The organism is Polynucleobacter sp. KF022 (assembly GCF_027924105.1).
Taxonomy (GTDB): domain Bacteria; phylum Pseudomonadota; class Gammaproteobacteria; order Burkholderiales; family Burkholderiaceae; genus Polynucleobacter.
Map to the genome: position 1 here is coordinate 590365 of NZ_AP026972.1, position 22496 is coordinate 612860.

Annotated in this window: 23 protein-coding genes; 18 read left to right on the forward strand and 5 right to left on the reverse strand. The window is 46.1% G+C overall.

Features of this window, described 5'->3' with window-relative positions:
* Positions 1-32: 32 nt before the first annotated feature.
* Entirely contained in the window at positions 33-1529 is a 1497-nt protein-coding gene (locus PKF022_RS03100; RefSeq protein WP_281777181.1) for a glycosyltransferase family 39 protein, read from the reverse strand.
* A 47-nt stretch (positions 1530-1576) separates the two neighbouring features.
* Here PKF022_RS03100 and PKF022_RS03105 point away from each other — a divergent pair, with 47 nt between their 5' ends.
* Positions 1577-2374 (forward strand): DUF3047 domain-containing protein, encoded by a 798-nt coding sequence (locus PKF022_RS03105; protein WP_281777182.1) that lies wholly within the window; start codon positions 1577-1579, stop codon positions 2372-2374.
* A gap of 24 nt (positions 2375-2398) precedes the next feature.
* Here the strand turns inward: PKF022_RS03105 and PKF022_RS03110 are convergent, their stop codons facing one another.
* The gene (locus PKF022_RS03110; RefSeq protein ID WP_281777183.1) at positions 2399-4669 is read right to left on the reverse strand and encodes a heavy metal translocating P-type ATPase; all 2271 of its coding nucleotides are present in this window, start codon (positions 4667-4669) and stop codon (positions 2399-2401) included.
* A gap of 51 nt (positions 4670-4720) precedes the next feature.
* On the opposite strand from PKF022_RS03110, the gene PKF022_RS03115 reads away from it, so the two are divergent.
* From PKF022_RS03115 to PKF022_RS03180, 14 genes are all read left to right on the forward strand, one after another.
* Complete coding sequence (locus tag PKF022_RS03115) at positions 4721-4915, forward strand: heavy-metal-associated domain-containing protein (protein ID WP_281777184.1); 195 nt, start codon at positions 4721-4723, stop codon at positions 4913-4915.
* Between the two features lie 66 nt (positions 4916-4981).
* Complete coding sequence (locus PKF022_RS03120) at positions 4982-5629, forward strand: DUF47 family protein (protein WP_216231521.1); 648 nt, start codon at positions 4982-4984, stop codon at positions 5627-5629.
* 11 nt (positions 5630-5640) lie between these two features.
* The gene (locus PKF022_RS03125) at positions 5641-6651 is read left to right on the forward strand and encodes an inorganic phosphate transporter (protein ID WP_216231522.1); all 1011 of its coding nucleotides are present in this window, start codon (positions 5641-5643) and stop codon (positions 6649-6651) included.
* 129 nt (positions 6652-6780) lie between these two features.
* The gene (apbC, locus tag PKF022_RS03130; RefSeq protein WP_281777185.1) at positions 6781-7869 is read left to right on the forward strand and encodes an iron-sulfur cluster carrier protein ApbC; all 1089 of its coding nucleotides are present in this window, start codon (positions 6781-6783) and stop codon (positions 7867-7869) included.
* A gap of 14 nt (positions 7870-7883) precedes the next feature.
* Positions 7884-8417 carry a DUF3305 domain-containing protein gene (locus tag PKF022_RS03135; protein WP_281777186.1) on the forward strand — a complete coding sequence of 178 codons (534 nt, stop codon included), beginning with the start codon at positions 7884-7886 and terminating at the stop codon, positions 8415-8417.
* Positions 8417-8995: a DUF3306 domain-containing protein gene (locus tag PKF022_RS03140; protein ID WP_281777187.1), complete on the forward strand. Its 579-nt coding sequence runs from the start codon at positions 8417-8419 to the stop codon at positions 8993-8995. The genes PKF022_RS03135 and PKF022_RS03140 overlap by 1 nt, the downstream gene beginning before the upstream one ends.
* An 11-nt stretch (positions 8996-9006) precedes the next feature.
* Positions 9007-11100: a 4Fe-4S binding protein gene (locus PKF022_RS03145; protein WP_281777188.1), complete on the forward strand. Its 2094-nt coding sequence runs from the start codon at positions 9007-9009 to the stop codon at positions 11098-11100.
* The gene (locus PKF022_RS03150) at positions 11093-11743 is read left to right on the forward strand and encodes a molecular chaperone TorD family protein (protein WP_281777189.1); all 651 of its coding nucleotides are present in this window, start codon (positions 11093-11095) and stop codon (positions 11741-11743) included. Before PKF022_RS03145 ends, PKF022_RS03150 begins: the two co-directional genes overlap by 8 nt.
* Before the next feature lie 115 nt (positions 11744-11858).
* A complete protein-coding gene (locus PKF022_RS03155; RefSeq protein WP_216231528.1) occupies positions 11859-12080 on the forward strand; it encodes a hypothetical protein in 222 nt (73 codons plus the stop codon).
* Between the two features lie 55 nt (positions 12081-12135).
* The gene (locus PKF022_RS03160) at positions 12136-15114 is read left to right on the forward strand and encodes a formate dehydrogenase subunit alpha (protein WP_281777190.1); all 2979 of its coding nucleotides are present in this window, start codon (positions 12136-12138) and stop codon (positions 15112-15114) included.
* A gap of 26 nt (positions 15115-15140) precedes the next feature.
* Entirely contained in the window at positions 15141-15797 is a 657-nt protein-coding gene (gene fdh3B / locus PKF022_RS03165; RefSeq protein WP_216231530.1) for a formate dehydrogenase FDH3 subunit beta, read from the forward strand.
* A complete protein-coding gene (locus PKF022_RS03170) occupies positions 15797-16033 on the forward strand; it encodes a hypothetical protein (protein WP_216231531.1) in 237 nt (78 codons plus the stop codon). Before fdh3B ends, PKF022_RS03170 begins: the two co-directional genes overlap by 1 nt.
* Before the next feature lie 47 nt (positions 16034-16080).
* Positions 16081-17142: a formate dehydrogenase subunit gamma gene (locus tag PKF022_RS03175; protein WP_216231532.1), complete on the forward strand. Its 1062-nt coding sequence runs from the start codon at positions 16081-16083 to the stop codon at positions 17140-17142.
* 3 nt (positions 17143-17145) lie between these two features.
* Positions 17146-17427, forward strand: a complete 282-nt coding sequence (locus PKF022_RS03180; RefSeq protein WP_216231533.1) for a hypothetical protein — start codon at positions 17146-17148, stop codon at positions 17425-17427.
* Here PKF022_RS03180 and PKF022_RS03185 read toward each other — a convergent pair whose 3' ends face one another.
* Positions 17428-18135, reverse strand: coding sequence for an ATP-binding cassette domain-containing protein (locus tag PKF022_RS03185; RefSeq protein ID WP_281777191.1), 708 nt, complete (start codon positions 18133-18135; stop codon positions 17428-17430).
* Positions 18128-18823: an ABC transporter permease gene (locus PKF022_RS03190; RefSeq protein ID WP_216231535.1), complete on the reverse strand. Its 696-nt coding sequence runs from the start codon at positions 18821-18823 to the stop codon at positions 18128-18130. The genes PKF022_RS03185 and PKF022_RS03190 overlap by 8 nt, the downstream gene beginning before the upstream one ends.
* A 66-nt stretch (positions 18824-18889) precedes the next feature.
* Here PKF022_RS03190 and PKF022_RS03195 point away from each other — a divergent pair, with 66 nt between their 5' ends.
* The 3 genes from PKF022_RS03195 to cls are packed head-to-tail and all read left to right on the forward strand — an operon-like array spanning position 18890 to position 21314.
* The gene (locus PKF022_RS03195; protein WP_216231536.1) at positions 18890-19090 is read left to right on the forward strand and encodes a hypothetical protein; all 201 of its coding nucleotides are present in this window, start codon (positions 18890-18892) and stop codon (positions 19088-19090) included.
* Positions 19090-19842 carry an endonuclease/exonuclease/phosphatase family protein gene (locus PKF022_RS03200; protein ID WP_281777192.1) on the forward strand — a complete coding sequence of 251 codons (753 nt, stop codon included), beginning with the start codon at positions 19090-19092 and terminating at the stop codon, positions 19840-19842. The genes PKF022_RS03195 and PKF022_RS03200 overlap by 1 nt, the downstream gene beginning before the upstream one ends.
* Positions 19839-21314 (forward strand): cardiolipin synthase, encoded by a 1476-nt coding sequence (gene cls / locus PKF022_RS03205; RefSeq protein ID WP_281777193.1) that lies wholly within the window; start codon positions 19839-19841, stop codon positions 21312-21314. Before PKF022_RS03200 ends, cls begins: the two co-directional genes overlap by 4 nt.
* On the opposite strand, the gene PKF022_RS03210 is transcribed toward cls, so the two are convergent.
* Positions 21311-22495 carry a CaiB/BaiF CoA-transferase family protein gene (locus PKF022_RS03210; RefSeq protein WP_281777194.1) on the reverse strand — a complete coding sequence of 395 codons (1185 nt, stop codon included), beginning with the start codon at positions 22493-22495 and terminating at the stop codon, positions 21311-21313. The two genes, cls and PKF022_RS03210, sit on opposite strands and share 4 nt — an antisense overlap.
* Position 22496: the final 1 nt, after the last annotated feature.

A 22496-nucleotide genomic window follows, 5' to 3' on the forward strand; every position in this document is an offset into this window, starting at 1 on the left:
CTTGGAGGCCTAAGGTCTTGAATTTGGGGGAATTACTCTGAGCGACCGGGTCCCTGCCAATTCCTACAAAGGCTAAAGTCGAATTTGGATAAAACTCGGCCAAAACGCTCAATTTCTAGGCTATCCAATGGTTCGCATGTCTCAAAAGCCGACTTATTGCCGACTGGTATCGAGTGGGGCATGCCTGACCAGTTAATGAGCAGGGCGCTCCCTCCTGGCGGGATTTCTCCAAACCAGAGATCAAATTGATCCCGTCTCTGATCTAAAACAAATACCGGGGTCGGAGATGCATACCAAGCAGCGCGACTACCTAGAGTCCAATTTTGAACGGCAATACCATCTGCTTTAGTCGCCTTGGCTAGTTCGGCTGCTTTTTGCCCGGCTACTTTCCAACCATATAAATCTGCAATCGGATTGGATTTAATCGATGCATTACTAATGCCCCCGGATAAGACATAGGCAAAGCCAATGCAACACAGTGCGATCTGTATCAAAAATAAAATACGAATCCAGTTGCGATGTTGTATAGACCATGCTTTTGCTAGACCAATGCCGGCGAATGGCGTAAGACAAAACCATGCGGGCGAAGTCCAGTGAGGTAGACCGCCACCCCCGGATAGGCTAGTAAAGATTGCAAAAGGAATAAAAAAGAATCCTATAAGTGCAAACAGAGAAATCTTTGCCCCATGGATGCAGTCTTTTAAGAAAATAATGAAACCCAGAATCAATAGAGGGCCAAAGACCAGAATTTGAATGCCAAAATAGGCTGCTAGCCTGCGCCACAGCCACTCACCACCACCACCATGCGCTAGTTGATATTTGAATGAAATCCAATCGTTAACCCAATTCCAATATAGGACTGGAGTAATGAGTAGCAAAGCGGTTAATGCAGCTAGCCAGAAGCCCGGTTTTGTTAGCCAAGATTTTTTGGGTGAGCTAAGAAATACAAAGAGTAATGCGAACGCAGTAAAAGCGGCGGTATATTTACTTAACCCTGCTAAGCCCAATAGGATTCCAGTCAGAATCCAATCACCTGTACTAAATTGATCTTTTCTTAACCAACGAAGAGCCATCAACATTAAGCCGAGACCTAAGGGGGCAAGAAGAGTGTCTGGTAACAAGCCAATTGCCAGAATATGCAACATGGGTGCAGCGACAATAGTTAATACGGCCATCAGCCCACATAAATTTGCCGATGGCAGTGCACTCGTCAGATAACCAGCGTTACGTCCTTGAATCAGGTGATGCAGTTCAATAGTGACTCGATACACCAAGAAACAAGAGACGGCCCACAGTAATTCTGGAATTAATCGAATAATCCCTTCTGAAGATGTCACGGCCACCAAAGGCCATTGAATCCAACCTACCAATGGTGGATGATCGAAATAGCTCCAAGCCAAGTGTTGGGCATACAAAGCGTAGTGAGCTTCATCTACTGAGAACTCAATAGAAAAACCCAGGGCTAAATGCACCAACGCGGCAATAAAGACGCAGATGAAGGCCCAGCTTGAGGGTGATTGATGGCGCATCAGATGATTTTAGACTCACAAGTCTCATTCTTTGGGACAATTGAAGTATGTCAAAGCCAGCCCCTTTATTTTTGATCCTCTGTACGATCCTTTTTTTGGGTGGTTGTGCTGGTTTGAGTGGCGATTCGGTGCAAAACGAAGCCGGCCAACCATTTAATGCAGATTTGCTGCCGGCTCAAGAGGAGTTGCCTAAATTTTCTGCCGAGACAGCTCGCGATGGCATGCCGAGCGGGTGGAATTTTTATCGTATAGCGCCATTTAAAAAGAACACGGTATATCGCCTTGAAAACTATCAAGGTAAAACAGTGCTCAGCGCGAATTCAAAAACCTCCGCATCTGGATTGGCGGTGAAGTTACGCCCCCGTCAGGCAGGTAATTTACTTTTGCAGTGGGAGTGGAAGGCGCTAAAGCCTATCGTCAATGCAGATAATGTCGAAGGTCATACCGACGATGCGCCGTTACGTATTTTGGTTGCATTTGATGGCAATAAATCCAAATTACCCTTAAAAGAAAAAATGACTTTTGAGATGGCCAACCTCATTAGCGGTCAAGAGATGCCGTATGCCACGCTGATGTATATCTGGTCTGGAAAATCACCTGTCGATACCATCATTCCAAATGCACATACTTCTCGTATCAAAATGATTGTGGTGGATTCTGGTTGGGATAACTTAGGGCAATGGCATAAACACCAGCGTGATTTAGCTGCTGACTATAAGCGTGCCTATGGCGAAGCGCCTGGTGAAGTCATTGGCATTGCCTTGCTGACGGATACTGATAACACTAAGTCAGAGACGCGAGCGTTTTATGGCGATATTGAATTGATTCGCAAGAATACAAAATAAGTAAAACGTACTAAAAAGATGTTTTTAGTGGCGAGTAGGGCGCCAGCGCTTGAGTAAAAGCGCATTGCTCAGAACGCAAAAGCTAGATAGCGCCATAGCACTTCCAGCCAGCATCGGGGATAGGTAGCCCAGCGCAGCCAATGGAATACCGGTGGCGTTAAAGATAAAAGCCCAGAATAAATTTTGCTGAATTTTTTTCCAAGTTCGCTTGGATATATCGATTGCATTGGCTACCAATATAGGATCACCTCGCATTAAGGTGATGCCAGCCGCTTGCATTGCTACATCAGTGCCAGTAGACATGGCCATGCCAACATCTGCGGTAGCTAGGGCGGGCGCATCGTTGACACCATCGCCTACCATGGCAACAAATTGGCGATGACCATCTTTAGATTGAAGTTTACGAATAATCTCTGCTTTATCGCTTGGCATAATTTGCGCAAACACTTCATCAATACCAATTTTTCCTGCAACACGATTCGCTGCAGCGATGTTGTCACCAGAAAGCATTACAGCGCGAATATTGAGATGGCGTAATGAGGTAATTGCCTCTTGAGCATTCTCTTTTAGCTCATCCCCAAATGAGAATATGGCAATTGGCGAGGTGGGCACTTCATTGCTCATCAGGATTGAAACAGTCTGACCTGCCTCAAAACAAGCCAGGGCCTTTCCTAGTATTTCGGCATGATGGTGACTACTCTCTAGGGATGCAATGCTTTGTAAGGTAAGGCTCTGCCCAGCAAGAGCGCCAATGCTAGGTTTGCCACTAATGCCAATACCCGGCAATGCTTTGCTATCGGTCGGCGTTATCGGGGTCAAGCCATTTTGTTTGGCAGCGTCCAGGAGTGCTTTTGCAAGAGGGTGCTCACTACCAAGCTGAAGACCTGCGGCTGCTGCCAGAATGTCATTCTCAGAAAATGATCCGCTAAAAGAAATGACTTTCAGTAGTCTTGGTTTGCCAACAGTGAGCGTTCCCGTTTTATCAAACGCAACCACGTTCAAGCGATGCGCCAACTCCAAAACTTGTGGGTCTTTAATTAAAATTCCAAAACGTGCCGCCACCCCGGTTCCTGCCATGATGGCTGCTGGCGTTGCAAGTCCTAGTGCGCATGGACAGGCAATCACGAGTACCGATACAGCTCTCAATATAGCAATGGATGCTGAGTCCAAATAAAACCAGTTTGCCAATCCTGTAATGATTGCAATCACGATCACGCTAGGAACAAAAATAGCACTCACCTGATCTACCAATTTTTGTATTGGCGCCTTTTGGGTTTGCGCATCTTCAACTAGGGAGATAATTTTTGAAAGCACACTCTCAACGCCCACTGCTTGAGCCTCAATGACTAAGACACCTTCACCATTGAGTGAGCCGCCGATGACTTTTTCTCCGATATGTTTTTTGACTGAATCACTTTCTCCAGTGAGTAGTGATTCGTCAATATGGCTATTGCCAAGTAGGATGATGCCGTCCACTGGGATGCGTTCGCCGGGTAGAACCAAGACACGGTCTTTCGGAAATACCTGATCTAAAGGTAGATCACGATATTGATCTAAGGCAGAGTTTTCGGTGATGACAATATCTCGTTCAATGACTTTGGCATGTTCTGGCCACAACTTTTGTAATGCACGAATTGCTTTACTAGTTTGTTGCTTAGCTCTGGCCTCTAACCATTTGCCTAGTAAGACCATGCAGATGATGACTGCCGATCCTTCAAAGTAAAGCTCGTGACTCGCATGAGGTGAAGCGATCATTTGATAAATACTGAGGCCATATGCTGCGCTTGTGCCGAGCGCTACCAACAAATCCATATTGCCAACACCTGACATGAGGGATTTGAAACCTGCTTTATAAAAACGCCATCCTAGAAAAAATTGCACAGGGGTGGCAAGCAGAAGTTGCCACTTTGGTGAGAGTGCCCAATGAATGCCAAAAGGCATGAGGAACATTGGGAGAAAAAGTGGGGCGGAGAGGGCGAAACCCAGCAATACGCGCCCCAAACCATTCGCTCCCCAAAACAGCTTAGAGGGTGCCGTTTCTGAAATTTGATGAGGGCTACTGATTTTTGCTTCATAGCCTGTTTTTTGGACTGTGGCGATAAGGTCGTCCGCATTAAGCCCAGAATCTGCTTTTAAGCGTACCTTGGCCTGTTCCGTTGCCAAATTCACACTGGCAGCCTCTACGCCGGGTATTTTGTCCAAAGCTTTCTCAACTCTGCCTACACAGGAGGCGCAGGTCATCCCGTCGATATCCAGAGTAAATAGCTCTGATTTAGTGTCTATTTGGAGGCTCATATAGAAGATAATCTACTGCATGCAAGCCAGATTTACATCAAAAGGGCATATATGTTGACTTTAAAAGTATCCGGGATGACTTGTGGGGGATGTATTAACGCAGTAACGAGAGCCGTCCAGGCTCAGGACCCTCAAGCCAAAGTTCAGGCCGACTTGGCAAGTCAGACAGTCAACCTAGAAACGACATTATCTGAAGCGCAGGCCAGTCAGCTTATAACAGACGCCGGCTTTCCAGTGGCCAAATAGCAATTGTTTAGAATGTCAGTAAACCTAACAAAACCCGTAGTTTTTGTTCCTAAAGGATCGTGATTTATGTTCTTCAGTAAGTTAATGCCTCACGATGGTAATTTCTTCGAGCTTTTCAACGAGCATGCTAGCAATATCGTTTCCGCCTCTGAATCTTTCTTAAAATTCGTCGAGCATTACGGCGATGAAGCATTGCGCGCGAAATATACACAAGACGTTGATAAAGCCGAGCATGCTTGCGACGACGTTGTTAAAGAAGTACATCGTCGATTGCACAAAACGTTTATCACTCCAATCGATCGCGATCAAATTTTCTCACTCATCAATACGATGGATGACGTTGCTGACTTGTTGCAAAACGGTACAGAAGCAATGCATTTGTATAACGTAAAGCAAATGACGCCAGAAATGATTCAAATGGCGGAGCTTTGCAATCAGTGCTGCATCAGCATGAAGAATGCTGTTGCTACATTAAAAGATATCTCTGATCCAGAGGTGGCAAAAGCTGCTTTGAAGACCTGCGATGAAATTGATCATCTAGAGTCTGGGGCTGATCGCCTTTTATCTACTGCGATTACCAGATTATTCCGTGAAGACATCGAAGTGCGCGAGCTTATTAAGTGCCAGCGCATTTATGAGCTGCTTGAGGAAGTTACCGACAAATGTGAAGACGTTGCCAACTTGGTTGAAGGCATCGTTCTTGAAAACTCTTAAGGCGAATTGAGTTGCCAGCGATAGAAGTAGCCTTTTGGGTTGTAGCGCTTTTAGTGGCGTTAGCACTTGCATTTGATTTCATGAATGGTTTTCATGATGCTGCTAACTCCATTGCGACTGTGGTCTCGACGGGCGTTTTAAAGCCACAGCAAGCAGTGGTCTTTGCAGCCTTCTTTAATTTTCTGGCGATCTTCATTTTTCATTTGAGCGTTGCTGCCACAGTGGGAAAGGGGATTGTTCATCCTGCGGCGGTTGACTTACATGTCATCTTTGGCGCCTTGGTGGGCGCAATTGTCTGGAACGTGATTACTTGGTACTACGGCATTCCATCAAGTTCTTCTCATGCCTTAATCGGCGGCTTAGTTGGTGCTGCATTGCCAAAAGCAGGTACGGATGGCTTGGTTTGGTCGGGAATCATTAAAACTGTTTCTTTCATCTTCATTTCACCATTTGTTGGCTTCTTGCTCGGCTCTCTAATGATGTTGATAGTTGCATGGGTTTGCCGAAATGCAAATCTAGCCAAAACAGATCGTTGGTTCCGTCGCCTGCAATTGGTTTCTGCAAGTGCTTATAGTTTGGGTCATGGCGGTAATGATGCCCAAAAAACCATTGGCATTATTTGGCTTTTGCTCATCATCACTGGTTACGCTGAAGCTAGTGCAAAGATGCCACCGACATGGACAATTATTTCTTGTTACATCGCTATTGCTGCGGGCACGATGTTTGGTGGCTGGAGAATTGTTAAAACCATGGGACAGAAGCTCACCAAGCTTAAGCCGGTTGGCGGTTTCTGTGCTGAAACTGGTGGCGCAATTACTTTATTTGCAGCAACGGCTATTGGCATTCCCGTTTCCACTACCCATACGATTACTGGGGCTATTGTGGGTGTTGGCTCAACCCAAAGGGCTAGTGCGGTTCGCTGGGGAGTTGCCGGAAACATCGTCTGGGCGTGGATCTTCACTATTCCAGCAACTGCGCTCATGTCCATGGCGGTCTATTATCTGAGTCTGCTCATTTTCTAGAGTACTTGCTTAATGATGGCTGACGCCCATTTAAGCAAATATTTGCAGCTACGAGTAAGCTAGCGCTAAATAAGAAAAATACCAAAACCTAGAATCCCATTCTAGGTTTATTTATATTAGGAGAAGGTTGTGTCGGTTACACCAGAGTTAGTACAAGCAGCACTCAAAAGCTTAGTTGATCCCAATACTAAGGTTGATTTCATTACCGCTAAAAACGTAAAGAATCTCCGAGTAGAAGATGGTGATATTTCTTTGGATATCGTACTAGGCTATCCTGCGAAGAGTCAGCTTGATTCGATTCGTAAATCAGTTATTAATGCCCTGCGCGAATTGTCTGGCGTTAAAAATGTCAGTGTTAATATTTCTAGTCAAATTGTTGCGCATGCAGTGCAACGTGGCGTCAAGCTATTGCCTGGTGTAAAAAATATTATTGCGGTTGCCAGTGGTAAGGGTGGTGTTGGTAAATCGACAACAGCGGTGAACTTGGCTTTGGCGCTAGCGGCCGAGGGTGCGCAGGTTGGCATTTTGGATGCAGATATTTACGGCCCAAGTCAGCCAATGATGTTGGGTATTACTGGTAGACCAGACTCTCTTGAAGAGAATACGATTGAGCCAATGGAGGCTTATGGCTTGCAGGCAAGTTCAATTGGCTTTTTGATTGATGATGATGCCCCAATGGTCTGGCGTGGCCCAATGGTGACTTCTGCTCTCGAGCAACTGCTTCGTCAAACCCGTTGGCGTGATTTGGACTATTTAATTGTGGATATGCCACCGGGTACTGGTGATATTCAATTGACTCTGGCGCAAAAAGTGCCTGTTACTGGCTCAGTGATTGTTACTACACCCCAAGACATTGCGTTGTTAGATGCCCGCAAAGGTCTGAAGATGTTTGAAAAGGTGGGCGTACCGATCATCGGCATCATCGAAAACATGAGTACTTATGTTTGTACAAAATGTGGACACGAAGAGCATGTATTCGGTACGGGTGGCGGTCAAAAGATGTGCAAAGAATATGGAGTGGATTTCTTGGGTGATCTACCTTTGAATCTCTCTATTCGAGAACAGGCAGACGCAGGGCGTCCTACAGTGGTTGCGGATCCTGACGGCGCAATTAGTGCGATTTATAAAGGCATTGCTAGACAGGTTGCTATTCGTGTTGCTACTCTATCCAAAGATATGAGTAGTAAATTTCCGAACATTGTTGTTCAAAATACCTAAGGCACTGAACATTTATGCGCTTTGCTGTATTGATGCGTAAACAAAATATGGATAACCCATGGGTTTCTTACCGTTGGGTACCTCAAGAGGTGGTACCTGATTTGGGGCAATTTAATAGCAATCAAAGTAATGCCATTTCAGGCCAGTTCCTCGGACGTGATGCAGAGGGGGAGTCTTGGTTATTCACGGGCTTCGAGCTTGACCTTTTCCCTGATGAGGCTGAAGGTTACTATCTCAACGTTTCTGCCACAAACCCAAGCTGGTTTGTGATGTGGCGTCTTGAGGAAGATATTGAGCGATATGTTGACGAGCAATCTCTCGAGTTAGCAAAGGCGGAATCATCATTCGCTGTGCCACATCGAATTTGCGTTAGCTATAACGAAGCGGCTCGTTTACTTGATGGCGGGGAATCAGTTGATACCGTTCCCATGAGTGAGCAGCATGCATCTTGGTTACAAGAGTATGTAGATGAAAAATATCATCCAGAGCCTAAAAAGCGTCATAAGCCTGCATCATTTAAGGGTGCACAACGCACCACGGAGGAATAATGGCTGACGGGTTTCTTGGTCGTTGGTCTAAGCGCAAGGCGGGTTTAGAGGCGGATCCTGTAGAGAAGAAAGTCGAAGCGCCTAAGGAGTCATCTCCAGTTCCGTCAACTGAGAAGATTGAAGATGAGGCACCACCGTTGCCGACATTGGATGATGTTGCAAAGATCGATCGGCTTGATCCCGATTTTTCTGCCTTCATGAAGCCAGATGTTGACCCCTCTGTTCAGCAGGCTGCCTTAAAGAAAATGTTCACAGACCCCCATTTCAACATCATGGATGGGTTAGACATCTACATTGATGATTACAGCAAACCAGATCCACTACCGCCAGGAATGCTTGAAAGAATGGTGCAGAGCGATATGTTGAATCTTTTCAGCAAGTCTCCCGAAGATCCTGCTAAAGAGGTAACCGCAGATTCTCGACAATCCGAGATTCAAGCCTCTAATCCTGAGTTGGAGGCTAGCGCCTTGGATGCACAAAAGCAAAGTGATTTAACATCCAAACAACCAAATCTCTCCACCCAGTTGGACGAGGTCCCTAAAGATGCCTCGACTGAGCCTGAACAGAAAAAAACTTAAGAAGATAGCGCATGAGTCAAAAATTAGTCTGTAACTGTAATAGCACCATGCCCTTGGATGCAAAAGCACTTGGTGTGCCGATGCACACTGCTTTATGTAGACAAGAGGTCGGATCATTTTTGAAAGCTCTAGAGGGCTCAGATTCTGTAGTGGTGGCATGCACACAAGAGGCTGCACTTTTTGGTGAGTTGGCTGATCAAGCTGAGAAGCCTCTAGTTGCCCCACTGCGTTTTGTAAATATCCGTGAAGTTGCCGGGTGGACGCAAGAAGCAAAAGCATCGGGACCCAAGATTGCTGCACTACTGGCTTTAGCTGATATGCCTGAAGCTGATCCAGTTCCGGTGGTGAATTATGAGAGCCAGGGCAGGTTGTTGATTGTTGGCGCAGGATCTCAAGCAATTCCATGGGCAGAAAAATTAAGCTCCGCTTTAGATGTTTCCGTTCTGTGTACTGAGCCTGGTGATTTGCCGCTCAACAGAAGTTATCCAATCTACACCGGTGCTGTTACGAAGTTAGACGGATACCTCGGCAACTTTTCAGTGGACTGGGATTTGCAAAATCCAATTGATCCCGAGATGTGTACTCGCTGCGGTGCTTGTGTCGAAGTTTGCCCTGAAGGTGCTATTGATCTCTCCTTTCAGATTGATTTGAATAAATGTAAGTCTCACCGTGCTTGCGTTACTGCCTGCGCTGGTATTGGCGCTATCTCATTTGATCGAAAAGAGCGAAAGCGTAATTCTGAATTTGATTTGATTTTGGATTTACGTACTGATCCAAAAATGCGCATGAGTCAAACCCCGCAAGGCTACTTTGCCCCTGGCAATGATCCTCTCGATCAAGCGCTCGCAGTGAATCAATTAACCGAGATGGTGGGCGAGTTTGAGAAGCCAAAATACTTTACTTACAACGAAAAGATTTGCGCGCACGGTCGCAATGGCAAAGTAGGTTGTAGTGCTTGTATTGATGTTTGCTCAACCGGCGCTATTGGTTCCATCTTCAAAAATGGCCAGGGCTCGGTCGAGGTTAATCCAAATCTGTGTATGGGCTGCGGAGCCTGTGCCACTTCTTGCCCATCGGGCGCAATGAGTTACAACTACCCTAGTGTTTCTCATCAGGGGAAAGAGTTAAAAACAATAGCGAATGTATTTACAGCTGAAGCCAAAAAGATCAACCAAGCTACGGCACCTAGTTTGCTGCTACACACCTTAAAAACTGGCACGCAAATGATTGATGGTTTGGGCAGATCCTCGCACATCATGCCAAAGCAGTTTGAAGGCCTTCCAGCGTTTGTAATTCCTTATGGTATTGAGCACATCGCTTCGACTGGTTTGGACTTGTGGCTAGGCGCGTTGTCCTATGGATTTGCTGAAATCATCTTGTTGCTAAGTGGAGATGAAGATCCTGCATACCGCGCTGCTCTCGAAGAGCAAGCAGAATTAGCGAATAGCATTCTGAAGGCGTATGGATTTGATGGGCGCATTCAGTTGGTATTGGCAAGTTCTACTGATGATTTATCGACCGTATCGAAAGCAATGGGAGCATTGCGTCAACGCGGCTCTCTAAATCCAATTTGTACTCCCGCCACCATGGGCTTGTCGAATCAGAAGCGAGAAACACTTGAGGCGGTTTTAGAGCATCTGCAAAAGCAAGCTAAGACACCTTTACCTGAAGCAGGCGTGGCGCTTCCTAAGTCCTCATTATTAGGTGGACTAACAATTAACAAGGATGCTTGCACCTTGTGCATGTCTTGTGTAAGCAGCTGCCCTGAAGGTGCGCTTTTAGATAATCCTGATGAGCCCATACTTTCCTTTATTGAGAAGCAGTGCGTTCAATGCGGAATTTGTGCGCAAACCTGTCCAGAGCATGCATTAACTCTTGCTCCTCGTTTGCAGACTGTAGAGCAACGTAAACAAAGAGTAACGCTCAATGAAACCCAGCCTTTTCATTGTATTAGCTGTGGCAAAGTTTTCGGAACACTTAAGATGGTTGACTTGATGCTCACCAAGTTGGGCGCGCATGGCGCTTTTGCTGGAGCAGCAATGGATCGATTGAAGATGTGTAGTGATTGTCGAGTAGTAGATATGGTGAAAAAAGAACATGAGTGAAACAGCTAAAGAAGTTGTAAAAGAAAATGTGAAGGCTGAAGTAGGAGATGTTGGCTTGCCTGAGGATTTGGCAAGAGCGGATTTATATGGCCTGATTGCTCGCTTGTTTCAGTTGCCGCCAGATCAAGAGTTGCTAGATCAAATTGCAGCCACAGCAGAGCAGCATGACGCTTCTGATGAGGCGCCTTTGGCAAAAGTCTGGATGGATGTCGTTGAGGTTGCTAAAAATAATCCTGCCAAGGCCTGGCACGATGAGTTTGACTTGAATTTCATTAGCGTTGGCAAGCCTAATGTGGTGTTGAACGGCTCTTTTTATATGGCTGGCCACTTAAATGAGAAGCCTTTGGTTAATATCCGCAGAGCTCTGCAGGAGTTTGGGCTTGAGGCTGCGGAAGAGATCACTGAAACAGAAGACCACATTTCAGCGCTTTGCGAAGTGATGCGATACCTTATAGCTGGGGATGATGTTGAAATCTCCAACCTTACAAACCAAAGGGTTTTTTTCAATGAGCATATTCGCCCTTGGTATGACGAATTGTGCGATGCAATAGAAGGTATTCCAGAGATGCATTTGTATCACCCGGTTGCCGCTCTAACCAGAGAATTCCTTGCTATTGAGGGACAAGGCTTTGACATGATTTAATGTTGCAGCGCAACAGAGGGTAAGCCTTATATGTAATTCGATATGACAATATGCGAAAAATGCAATTACCAATTACACTTGATTGAAATCAATAAAAACCAATTAGGAGCAAGCCATGAGCACTAAATCAAATGTTGCTTTAAGCGAAGAAAACAAACCATCACGCCGTAAGTTTTTTATTGGCGCAGGTGCCACTGTTGGCGCTGTTGCAGTGGCTTCTCAAACTTCAGTTGGTAAAGCGGTGATGCAAGAAATTGGCAGCACAGTAAAGCCTAATCATGATGGACAGCAAATCACTGCACACATGCGCAAGTATTACGAAACTACAAAGCTTTAAGTATTAGATCTAGTTGGTTATTCAATAAATAAAAAAACTTTCTCAGGGACACCATATGAGTCTGACTCGTAAATCAAATACCCCACAAAGCAGCCGCTCTTCATCTCATTTGATAGGTAGCCTATCTCGTGGTTTGAAGGCAGCAGTTCCAACAATGGACCGTCGAACTTTCTTAAAGCGTTCAGGCGTTGGAGTTGGAGCTGGTATCGCTGCTAGCCAATTGACCATGGTACAAAAAGCAGTTGCTGAACCTAGCAAAGCAATGCTGGATGGCAAGGGCAAGATTGAAGTTAAGCGCACCATCTGTACTCACTGTTCAGTAGGTTGCGCTACAGACGCTACTGTTGAGAATGGTGTGTGGGTTCGTCAGGACTCAGTATTTGATTCACCAATTAATATGGGTGCGTATTGTGCAAAAGGCGCTTCATTGCGTGAGCACGGTCACGGTGACTATCGTTTGCGTTATCCAATGAAGTTGGTTGACGGAAAGTATCAACGTATCTCTTGGGATCAAGCGCTTACAGAAATTACTGCGCAGATGAAGAGCATCCGCGAGAAATATTCTCCGGACGCAATGTTCTTCATCGGTTCATCAAAGCACAACAACGAACAGGCCTACTTACTCCGTAAGTGGGTCTCTTTCTTTGGCACAAACAATACAGACCATCAGGCTCGTATCTGTCACTCCACAACAGTTGCCGGTGTCGCAAACACTTGGGGCTATGGCGCGATGACCAATAGCTACAACGACATGATGAATGCCAAAGCTGCTTTGTACATTGGTTCAAATGCAGCCGAAGCTCATCCTGTTTCTATGTTGAGCTTATTGCACGCTAAGGAGAATGGTTGCAAAGTGATCGTTGTTGATCCACGTTACACACGTACAGCAGCGAAGTCCGATCAATACATCCGTATTCGCTCAGGTACTGACATTCCATTCTTGTTTGGTCTCCTGTATCACATCTTCAAAAATGGCTGGGAAGATAAGAAGTACATCAATGACCGCGTTTACGGCATGGATGAGATTCGTAAAGAGGTTATGGAGAAGTGGACTCCTGCTGCAGTTGAAGAGGCTTGTGGCGTACCAGAAGCTCAGATGTACAAAGCTGCAGAGACCATGGCTAAGAATCGTCCAAGCACTGTTGTTTGGTGTATGGGTCAAACTCAGCACACTATTGGTAACTCCATGGTTCGTGCATCATGCATCTTGCAATTGGCATTAGGTAACGTTGGTAAATCAGGCGGTGGTACAAATATTTTCCGCGGTCACGATAACGTTCAGGGTGCAACTGACGTAGGTCCTAACCCAGATTCATTGCCTGGCTACTATGGCTTGGCTGCTGGTTCATGGAAACACTACGCAACAGTTTGGGGTGTTGATTACGAGTGGATCAAGGGTCGCTACGCACCTGACATGATGGAGAAATCCGGTACTACCGTTTCTCGTTGGGTTGATGCCGTTCTTGAAAACAACGACATGATCGATCAGCAGACTAACGTTAAAGGGTTGTTCTTCTGGGGTCACGCGCCTAACTCACAAACACGCGGCTTAGATATGAAGCGTGCGATGAATAAGTTAGATTTATTGGTTGTAGTTGATCCTTACCCAAGTGCTACTGCAGCAATGGCAGCAATGCCGGCTGCTGAAGGTGATGCTGTTAATAAAAACCGTAATGTGTATTTATTGCCAGCTACAACTCAGTTTGAGACTTGTGGAAGTGCGACGGCTTCTAATCGTTCTTTACAGTGGCGCGAGAAGGTTATCGACCCATTGTTTGAGTCAGTTCCTGACCACGTGATCATGCAAGCATTTGCTGATCGCCTTGGCTTTGGTCAAGAGTTGTCCAAGAACTACAAAATGCTCAACTCCAAATTTGCTGGTAAGCAATGGAAAGAGCCGCAAATCGAAGACATCTTGCGTGAGATCAATCGCTCCGTTTGGACGATTGGTTACACAGGCCAAACTCCTGAGCGTCTCAAAGCGCACATGAGAATGGTTGCAACGTTTGATCCGAAGACTCTGAAGTCTCGTGGTGGTGTAGACCCGGTTACTGGTTACGACACTACTGGCGATTACTACGGATTGCCTTGGCCTTGCTACGGCACTGCCGCAATCAAACACCCAGGTTCACCTAATCTCTATGACACCAGTAAGAGTGTGATGGAAGGCGGCGGTAACTTCCGCGCCAACTTTGGTGTTGAGCGTGAAGGCGTGAGCTTATTGGCTGGAGACGGTTCTTGCTCTAAGGGTTCTGCAATCACTACTGGTTACCCAGAGTTCGACCACGTATTTGTGAAGAAGCTTGGTTGGTGGGATCAGTTAACTGAAGATGAGAAAAAGCTTGCTGAAGGTAAGAACTGGAAGACTGACTTGTCTGGCGGCATCCAGCGCGTGGTAATGAAAAACGGTTGCCATCCATTTGGTAACGCAAAAGCACGCGCAGTAGTTTGGAACTTCCCAGATGCAGTTCCAATTCACCGTGAAGCGCTCTACAGTACTAACGAGAAGATGATGCGTAAGTATCCAACTTCTGCGGATAAGAAGAATTTCTGGCGCTTGCCAACTCTCTATAAGACTGTTCAAGACCAAAACTTGAATCAGAAGCTATATGAGAAGTTCCCAATCATTCTGACTTCTGGTCGTTTGGTTGAGTACGAGGGCGGTGGTGATGAGACTCGTTCAAATCCATGGTTGGCTGAACTTCAACAAGAAAACTTTGTGGAGATCAATCCAAAGGCTGCAGCAGATCGCGGTATTAAGAACTGGGATTACGTTTGGGTTAAGTCTCCAACAGGTGCCAAGATTAAGGTTCGTGCATTGGTGACTGAGCGTGTAGATCAAGGAACTGCGTTTGTGCCATTCCACTTTGCTGGTTGGTGGCAGGGCAATGACTTGCGCAAGTACTACCCAGAAGGCGCAGCTCCAGTGGTTCTTGGTGAGGCGGTCAATACTGCAACAACCTATGGTTACGACCAGGTGACGATGATGCAAGAGACCAAAACCACTATGTGCCAAATCGAAAAATTTGCCTAAGTTAAAAATAAAGTCAGGAGAACACAATGGCAAGAATGAAATTTATCTGCGACACAGAGCGATGCATCGAATGCAACGGTTGTGTCACGGCCTGTAAAAACGATAACGAAGTTCCTTGGGGCGTTAACCGTCGTCGGGTAGTAACAGTGAACGACGGCATCATTGGTCAAGAAAAATCAGTCTCAGTTGCATGTATGCACTGTAGTGATGCTCCTTGCATGGCGGTATGTCCAGTGGACTGCTTCTACCGCACTGACGAGGGTGTTGTGTTGCACGATAAAGATATCTGCATCGGTTGCGGCTACTGTTCCTTTGCTTGCCCATTTGGCGCACCACAATTCTTAAGCAAGGGTGCCTTCGGTACTCGCAGCAAAATGGATAAGTGCACATTCTGTAGTGGTGGTCCAGAAGAGAACGGTAGCGTTGCTGAGTTCGAGAAGTATGGACGTAATCGTTTGGCGGAAGGTAAGTTGCCACTATGCGCTGAGATGTGCTCTACCAAGGCATTGATTGGTGGCGATAGCGACATTATTTCTAGCATCTACAACAATCGCGTTGCTATTCGTGAGAAAAATGGTAAGTATCCAGGGTCTAAAGCATTTGGCTGGACTACTGCCTACGGCGGCCCAGATACACCAGCGCCAACACCAACACCTGCTGCAAAAATTCCAGGAGCTAAATAATGAAAGTTAATTTCAAAACTCTCGGTTTATGTTTTGCAGCAGCCACGTTGTTGGCTGCTTGCTCTGAGCCTCCAGAAATTGCTGCTAAGGCTGCTAAACGTCCAGATGTTGCCCCTTACATGGGCGCTAATAATGGCTTTATGACTAAGAATTGGACGCCAGGTAATCAGGCTAGTTGGACTGAGTCTGTTGATAAGCGCACCCAGGGTCAAAACGAATACAGCCGCATGAAGTGATCCACTAAATAACTATAAATAAAACGAAAACGTTTAAGGACATCTGTATGAAACGATCATTTTCAAAAGTTCTACGTGCTTTAGTGGTGACCGCAGGTTTGTCGCTGACTTTGGCAAGCGGAATAAGTCTAGCTGAGCGCGCACCGATGGCGCCATTGCCTTCTCCTAGCGGAGTGGATATCCCGCCATTGTCTGTGCCGGCCAATCCAAATGCTTTAGCTAACGGCACGCAAGCACAGGCTCAGCCAGCAAATCCATCCATATTTACTTCAGCTAATAGCGACCCTTACAACTATGTCAGCATTCCAGACAAAGAAGCTAGTGTGTTGATTCAGCGTTCTGGTCAACAGTGGCGCGTGATTCGTAACGGCGTTATCACTGTATATGGCGGCTGGTTGCTTGCACTTGCATTCTTTGGTGTTGTTGCAATGTACACAATCAAAGGCTCAATCAAACTGCATGAGCCAATGTCAGGCGTAAAAATCAAACGCTTCAGCGCTTTTGATCGCCTGGTTCACTGGTTGATGGCTTTTAGTTTCTTGGCTTTAGCGTTTACTGGCCTATTGATTCTGTACGGCAAATATTTTGCGATGCCTTTGATGGGTGGAGTGGCTTACGGATCATTCTTAGATGTTTGCAAGAATATTCATAACTTCACTGGTCCATTGTTTACGATCTGTATCGTGATCTTCTTCTTGCTCTTCGTAAGTAAGAATATCCCAGGCAAGGGCGATATGAATTGGATCATGAACTTCGGTGGAATTTTGAATGGCAAACACATCCCGGCTGGTTTCTTTAACTTCGGTGAGAAATTCTGGTTCTGGTTTGGTATGACCTTTTTAGGTCTCCTCATTTCAGCCTCTGGGTTTGTGCTCGATATGATCGTGCCGTTCATGACTATTGAATACACACGTGGCACGATGCAGATTGCTAACATCATTCACAGTAGTGCTGCGATCTTAATGAGCGCGCTAGCGATGGGGCATATCTATATCGGTACCATCGGTATGCAAGGTTCAATCGACGGTATGAAGACTGGTTACGTTGATGCGACTTGGGCTAAAGAGCACCATGAGCTTTGGTACGACGATCTTAATAAAAAGGGTTAAGCCATGAAAAAAATCATTGCTTTCACATTCTGCGCTTTTGCCGGTACTGTAGCGTTTGCTGCACTACCTCCATTAACCCCTGAGCAAGCGGAAGCAGCAGCTTTAACTAAAGCTAAGGCTGCTTACGGAGATAGAGTGGGTGCCTACAAATTATGTCTGTCACAAAACAAGGTGGCGGATCAGTTTAGAGCGCCAGGTACACCGGCTCCAGGAGCTTGTACTGCACCTCCACCATTTACTCCGCCGGTAGCTGCAGCTGCACCAGCAGCACCTGCTGCGAAGTAATTAATCGGATAACAACTCTTGATGTAAGTAGCGTTTAGCTGCTTTTGTCTGGGGATTTTCAAAGAAGGGGCCTACGGGTCCCTTTTCTTTTATCTCACCTTGGTCAATGAAGATGATATGTTGAGCGAGTCTTTGCACTTGCGCTAGTTGATGAGATGAAAAAATCACATCCACGCCATGCTGATCAAATTTTCGAATGAGGCCTTCAACCTGTTCAGTGGTGTTGGGATCAAGATTGGCAGTAGGCTCATCTAATAAAACTAAATTGGGCTGCAGAAGAATGGCCCTTGCAAGGCAAAGTTTTTGTCTTTCGCCAGCAGATAATTTATGTGCTGGACTATTGGCTAAGTTGCTTAGACCAACTTCCTCCATGACCTGTTGGATATCCATTATGGTGATGCTTGAATCGACATCTTGAACGATCCCAATGTTAGCGGCTGCAGAAGCTTTAATCATCGGGGTGTGATGCAGAACTAATGAAGTCTTAGTTTTGAAGGAGTAGGTGACGGAGCCGCTATCCGGTTTGATAAGGCCATCAAGCACCTTGAGAAAAGTAGTTTTCCCAGCACCATTCGGTCCAATGCAGGCGGTAATTCTGTCTGCGGGAATAATGGCATGTGGAATATTAAGAATGGTTCTGCCATTACTCTTGACAATGATGTCTTTGAGTTCAATGAACCTCTCAAAATTTTCGATAGTATTAACCATAGCGATGCTCCGCAATTTGGCGTACTGCAAAGGTAAATAAATTAGCTAGCAGGACAATCAACAGCAGGACTATGCCCAGTGCGAGGGCTAATGGAAGATCGCCCTTGCTTGTTTCAAGAGCAATAGCAGTAGTCATAGTTCTAGTGGAGCGATCAATATTGCCGCCCACAATCATGACGGCGCCAACCTCAGAAATGGCTCTAGCTAGGCCCGCAAGGACAGCAATCGTCAGGGAAAAGCGACAATCCCACAAAAGCCACTTAAAGCGTGATAGTGGAGGTAATTTCAGGCTTAGAAAAGAGTCCCTATGAACTCTCCAGGAATCCTCCAGGATTTGTCGGCTCAGAGCGGCGATTAAGGGGGTAGTAAGTAGTGTTTGGGCTACAACCATACCTTTGATGGTAAATAACCAGCCCCATGCCCCTAAGGGTCCTGTGCGCGATAGCATGAGGTATACCAAGACCCCAACGATCACTGTCGGCACTCCCATAAGGGTGTTCAGAGTCACAATAATCGTCTTTTTGCCGGTAAATTGTTCAGTCGCCAGAAGGGCGCCAATAGGTAGGCCTAACAGTGTGCCAATCAATAGGGCGCTGAGGCTGACCTGCAGGGAAACCATAACAATGCCCAAAACACCACCGTCTAGCTGGGCGAGTAAAGAAAGGGCGTCTTGGAAAGCTTTCAACATGCGCTTGATTCTATCAAGGCAATGGCAAAATGGCTGTAATGAGATTGATTTCCCTATTTTCGACTTATGGCTGAAGTGGTTTGCCTCTGCAACGAGGTCCTCGACGTGGATTTGCGCGAGTATTTGGATACCCATCCAATCGACTCTATTGATGAGTTGCGCGAGCAGGCCTCTATTTGCAATAAATGTATGCAGTGCCAGGATTTAATTGAGGGCGAAATCTATTTAGCGCGCGTACGGCGTCAACGTGCCGCGGGACAGTTTTAATGAGCCAAAGTAATTCTTCCCGTTTTACTGTTTTGAGTATGAATGTTCACAAGGGTGTATCACCCTTGCATCGACATGCCACGATTTATCAGTTGCGCCAAAAAATGCGCACTCAATATCCAGACCTCCTTTTTTTACAAGAATTGCAACAAGAGCATCGAGGAAGATTAAGACGTTTTGGGCAATGGCCGCTGACAGAGTTAACTCACTTCCTCTCCGAGGATTTTTGGCAGCACTGGCATTATGGAAAAAATGTGGAGTATCGCAATGGGCATCATGGCAATGCCATTCTCTCAAGGCATCCTCAGCAAAAAGGAAATAACTACGATATCTCAGCCTATCGCTTTGAGAGTCGGGGACTACTTCATAGTATTACCAGTCTGGATGGCATTGATACGCCCATTCATTGTTTTTGCGTGCATCTGGCGCTCTTTGAACGTGGCAGAGAGCGGCAGCTCGAGGCTATCATTAGGCGCATTCGAGATTTGACGCAAGATGGGCCTACGATTGTTGCAGGAGACTTTAATGATTGGCGTAATCGTGTAAGTGCGCCAATGAAGGCTGCTGGATTTAATGAGGTCTTTGAGACACTCACTGGATCACCAGCCAAAACATTTCCGAGTGTGAGGCCGTTACTTCCAATGGATAGGATTTATGTACGCGGACTCAAAATTCATTCTGCGGAAATTTTGCATGAGTGGCTTAATTTGTCTGATCATCTAGGTATTACTGCTGAATTGGAACTTGTATGAATATTATGGCGTTTATTTTTGGATCCCTTTTCGGGTTCTCTCTCATATGGGTTCCGATAGTGCATGTCATTATTGTGCTTCTATTTGGCCTTCATTTAATTTCGGTTAGAAGGCCGGTTGGCGTAGCATTTGCATGGTTTCTGATCGTCATATTGATACCCCTTTTGGGAATTTCATTGTATGTTCTGATAGGCGAGAGACCTGTAGGTCGAAAGCTGACGCGCAAGATTGTGCGCATGAACCATGAGTATGAAAAACTCACTGAGACGATGCGTCAGGAGTTTGCGGCTGATAGACAGCAGTTGCCAGTTGAGGGTAGGGCCCTCAGTCTTTTGGCTGAGTCTAAAAATGGTTCACCAGTAGTAGCTGGCAACAAAATTGAACTGCATACAAACTCACTCAAAATCTTGCATAATTTTATTGATGAGATTAATAACGCTAAGAAGAGCTTGCATCTGGAGTTTTATATTTGGGCTCTCGGCGGGGATGCCGATAGAGTTTGTGAGGCTTTAATTGCAGCATCTCAGCGCGGCGTAGCCTGTCGTGTACTACTAGATTCTCTGGGTAGTAAAGATTGGTTTAAGTCTCCATGGCCGGCACGTTTTCGTAAAGCGGGGATTGAGGTAACGGAGGCGTTACCAATTCAGATTGGCCGCTTTCAGTTCCGTCGCGCCGATTTACGTCTACACCGCAAGATATTCGTTATTGATGGTGCTGTAGTGTGGACAGGCAGTATGAATCTAGTTGACCCGCGGACGTTTAAGCAAGACTCAGGTGTAGGTGAATGGGTTGATGCCATGGTTCGCATTGAAGGCCCAGTTGCATCACAGTTTGAATTGACCTTTGCATTCGATTGGAGTGTTGACAACCCGAATATCACCAACTTTAGGGATCGTGAGCCACCTTCCTCTCCTCATGCTGGTGGCGCTTTGGCTCAGGAGTTCTCTTCAGGGCCGGTTTATCGTGACGATATCTTGTATCAAGTTCTACTCTCGGCCATTATGGATGCCCGTGAAGAGTTGACCATTACTACACCTTATTTTGGTCCAGATGATGGTTTAATTCAAGCGCTGATGGCTGCGGCAGCCAGAGGCGTTAAGGTCACCTTGATTGTTCCTAAGTTGAATGATTCCACGCTAGTTGCTTGGAGTAGTAAAAGCTTCTATGAGGATTTGATGAACTCTGGAGTAATTATTGCGGAGTTCCATGGCGGCTTACTGCACACTAAGAGCTTATTAATTGATAAGCGCATTGCCGTCTTTGGCTCTGTTAATTTTGATCAACGAAGCCTACGTCTGAATTTTGAAATCAGTCTGATTGTTTACAACGTTGATTTTTGCGCTAAGTTAGAAAAATTAATTGAGTCTTATTTGGCACAAGCTGATTATGTGGATCCAAAAGCTTGGGCAAAACGACCAACTTGGCGTCGTTATCTAGAGAATGCGGCGCACCTTACTTCGCCACTGCTTTAAATCGCGCCATTAGCTCGCATAGACGCTATCTCAGACTCGGAAAGCCCGAGCTCTTTGAGGATGGAGTCGGTGTGCTCTCCTACCGCAGGAATGGGATCCATGCGGTATTCATAGCTGTCATTGAGGCCTGGAGGCAGAAGGGCAGCAATAGCGCCGTTTGGGGTGCCAACCTCAGTCCAGCGATTGCGTGCTTTGAGTTGCTGATGCTTCCAAAGGCCTGCCATATCATTGAGATGCGCATTTGCAATTTGCGCCTTCTCTAATCTGGCAATCAGCTGTTCTGAAGTGAGCTTACTAAAGCAAGCATCAATAATTTCTAAGAGCTCAGCACGTTTTTCATTGCGCTTAAAGTTGCGATCAAATCGCTCATCCAATGCAAGTGCTGGATTTTCTAATACCGTTTCGCAAAACTGTACCCATTCACGCTCGTTTTGAAGACCCAACATAACCGTTTTGCCGTCACCCGCTTTAAATGGCCCGTATGGATAAATAGTTGCGTGTGATGCGCCATTTCTAGGTGGTGGTTCTGCACCTTTGTAGGCGTAATACATTGGGAAGCTCATCCACTCGCTTAATGCCTCCAGCATGGAGATATCAATTACCGTGCCTTTCCCAGTTTTCCCTCTTTGCAGTAATGCTGCCAAGATATTCGTATAGGCATACATCCCTGCGGCAATATCAGCAATCGAGTTACCAGCTTTGCTAGGCGTTTCCGGCGTTCCGGTAATTGAAAGAAAGCCTGCTTCGCTTTGGATTAGGAGGTCGTAAGCCTTTTTGTCTCGATAAGGCCCATCGTTCCCGTAGCCTGAGATGGCGCAGGTAATTAAGCCAGGATTTTCTTTTTGCAAAACCTCTGGGCTCAGGCCCATACGAGAGGCCGCACCTGGCGCAAGATTCTGAATAAAGACATCAGCTGTTTTTAATAAATTTTTCAGTATTGCAATTGCAGAGTCTTGTTTGAGGTCAAGGGTCAAACTCTCCTTAGACCGATTGACCCAAACAAAGTGAGAGGAGAGGCCCTCAACTTGGGTGTCATAGCCTCTCGCAAAATCTCCACCGCCAGGACGCTCAATTTTAATAATGCGCGCGCCTAAATCAGCCAGTTGTCGAGTGCAGAATGGCGCTGCAATAACGTGCTCGAGTGCAACAACCGTAATTCCATCTAAAGGACGAACGTTCATA

Bases quoted from the DNA above. Each gene is read 5' to 3' on its own strand.
- PKF022_RS03100 (WP_281777181.1), bottom strand. From the start codon at position 1,529: ATGCGCCATCAATCACCCTCAAGCTGGGCCTTCATCTGCGTCTTTATT.
- PKF022_RS03105 (WP_281777182.1), top strand. From the start codon at position 1,577: ATGTCAAAGCCAGCCCCTTTATTTTTGATCCTCTGTACGATCCTTTTT.
- PKF022_RS03110 (WP_281777183.1), bottom strand. From the start codon at position 4,669: ATGAGCCTCCAAATAGACACTAAATCAGAGCTATTTACTCTGGATATC.
- PKF022_RS03115 (WP_281777184.1), top strand. From the start codon at position 4,721: ATGTTGACTTTAAAAGTATCCGGGATGACTTGTGGGGGATGTATTAAC.
- PKF022_RS03120 (WP_216231521.1), top strand. From the start codon at position 4,982: ATGTTCTTCAGTAAGTTAATGCCTCACGATGGTAATTTCTTCGAGCTT.
- PKF022_RS03135 (WP_281777186.1), top strand. From the start codon at position 7,884: ATGCGCTTTGCTGTATTGATGCGTAAACAAAATATGGATAACCCATGG.
- PKF022_RS03140 (WP_281777187.1), top strand. From the start codon at position 8,417: ATGGCTGACGGGTTTCTTGGTCGTTGGTCTAAGCGCAAGGCGGGTTTA.
- PKF022_RS03145 (WP_281777188.1), top strand. From the start codon at position 9,007: ATGAGTCAAAAATTAGTCTGTAACTGTAATAGCACCATGCCCTTGGAT.
- PKF022_RS03150 (WP_281777189.1), top strand. From the start codon at position 11,093: ATGAGTGAAACAGCTAAAGAAGTTGTAAAAGAAAATGTGAAGGCTGAA.
- PKF022_RS03155 (WP_216231528.1), top strand. From the start codon at position 11,859: ATGAGCACTAAATCAAATGTTGCTTTAAGCGAAGAAAACAAACCATCA.
- PKF022_RS03160 (WP_281777190.1), top strand. From the start codon at position 12,136: ATGAGTCTGACTCGTAAATCAAATACCCCACAAAGCAGCCGCTCTTCA.
- fdh3B (WP_216231530.1), top strand. From the start codon at position 15,141: ATGGCAAGAATGAAATTTATCTGCGACACAGAGCGATGCATCGAATGC.
- PKF022_RS03170 (WP_216231531.1), top strand. From the start codon at position 15,797: ATGAAAGTTAATTTCAAAACTCTCGGTTTATGTTTTGCAGCAGCCACG.
- PKF022_RS03175 (WP_216231532.1), top strand. From the start codon at position 16,081: ATGAAACGATCATTTTCAAAAGTTCTACGTGCTTTAGTGGTGACCGCA.
- PKF022_RS03180 (WP_216231533.1), top strand. From the start codon at position 17,146: ATGAAAAAAATCATTGCTTTCACATTCTGCGCTTTTGCCGGTACTGTA.
- PKF022_RS03185 (WP_281777191.1), bottom strand. From the start codon at position 18,135: ATGGTTAATACTATCGAAAATTTTGAGAGGTTCATTGAACTCAAAGAC.
- PKF022_RS03190 (WP_216231535.1), bottom strand. From the start codon at position 18,823: ATGTTGAAAGCTTTCCAAGACGCCCTTTCTTTACTCGCCCAGCTAGAC.
- PKF022_RS03195 (WP_216231536.1), top strand. From the start codon at position 18,890: ATGGCTGAAGTGGTTTGCCTCTGCAACGAGGTCCTCGACGTGGATTTG.
- PKF022_RS03200 (WP_281777192.1), top strand. From the start codon at position 19,090: ATGAGCCAAAGTAATTCTTCCCGTTTTACTGTTTTGAGTATGAATGTT.
- cls (WP_281777193.1), top strand. From the start codon at position 19,839: ATGAATATTATGGCGTTTATTTTTGGATCCCTTTTCGGGTTCTCTCTC.
- PKF022_RS03210 (WP_281777194.1), bottom strand. From the start codon at position 22,495: ATGAACGTTCGTCCTTTAGATGGAATTACGGTTGTTGCACTCGAGCAC.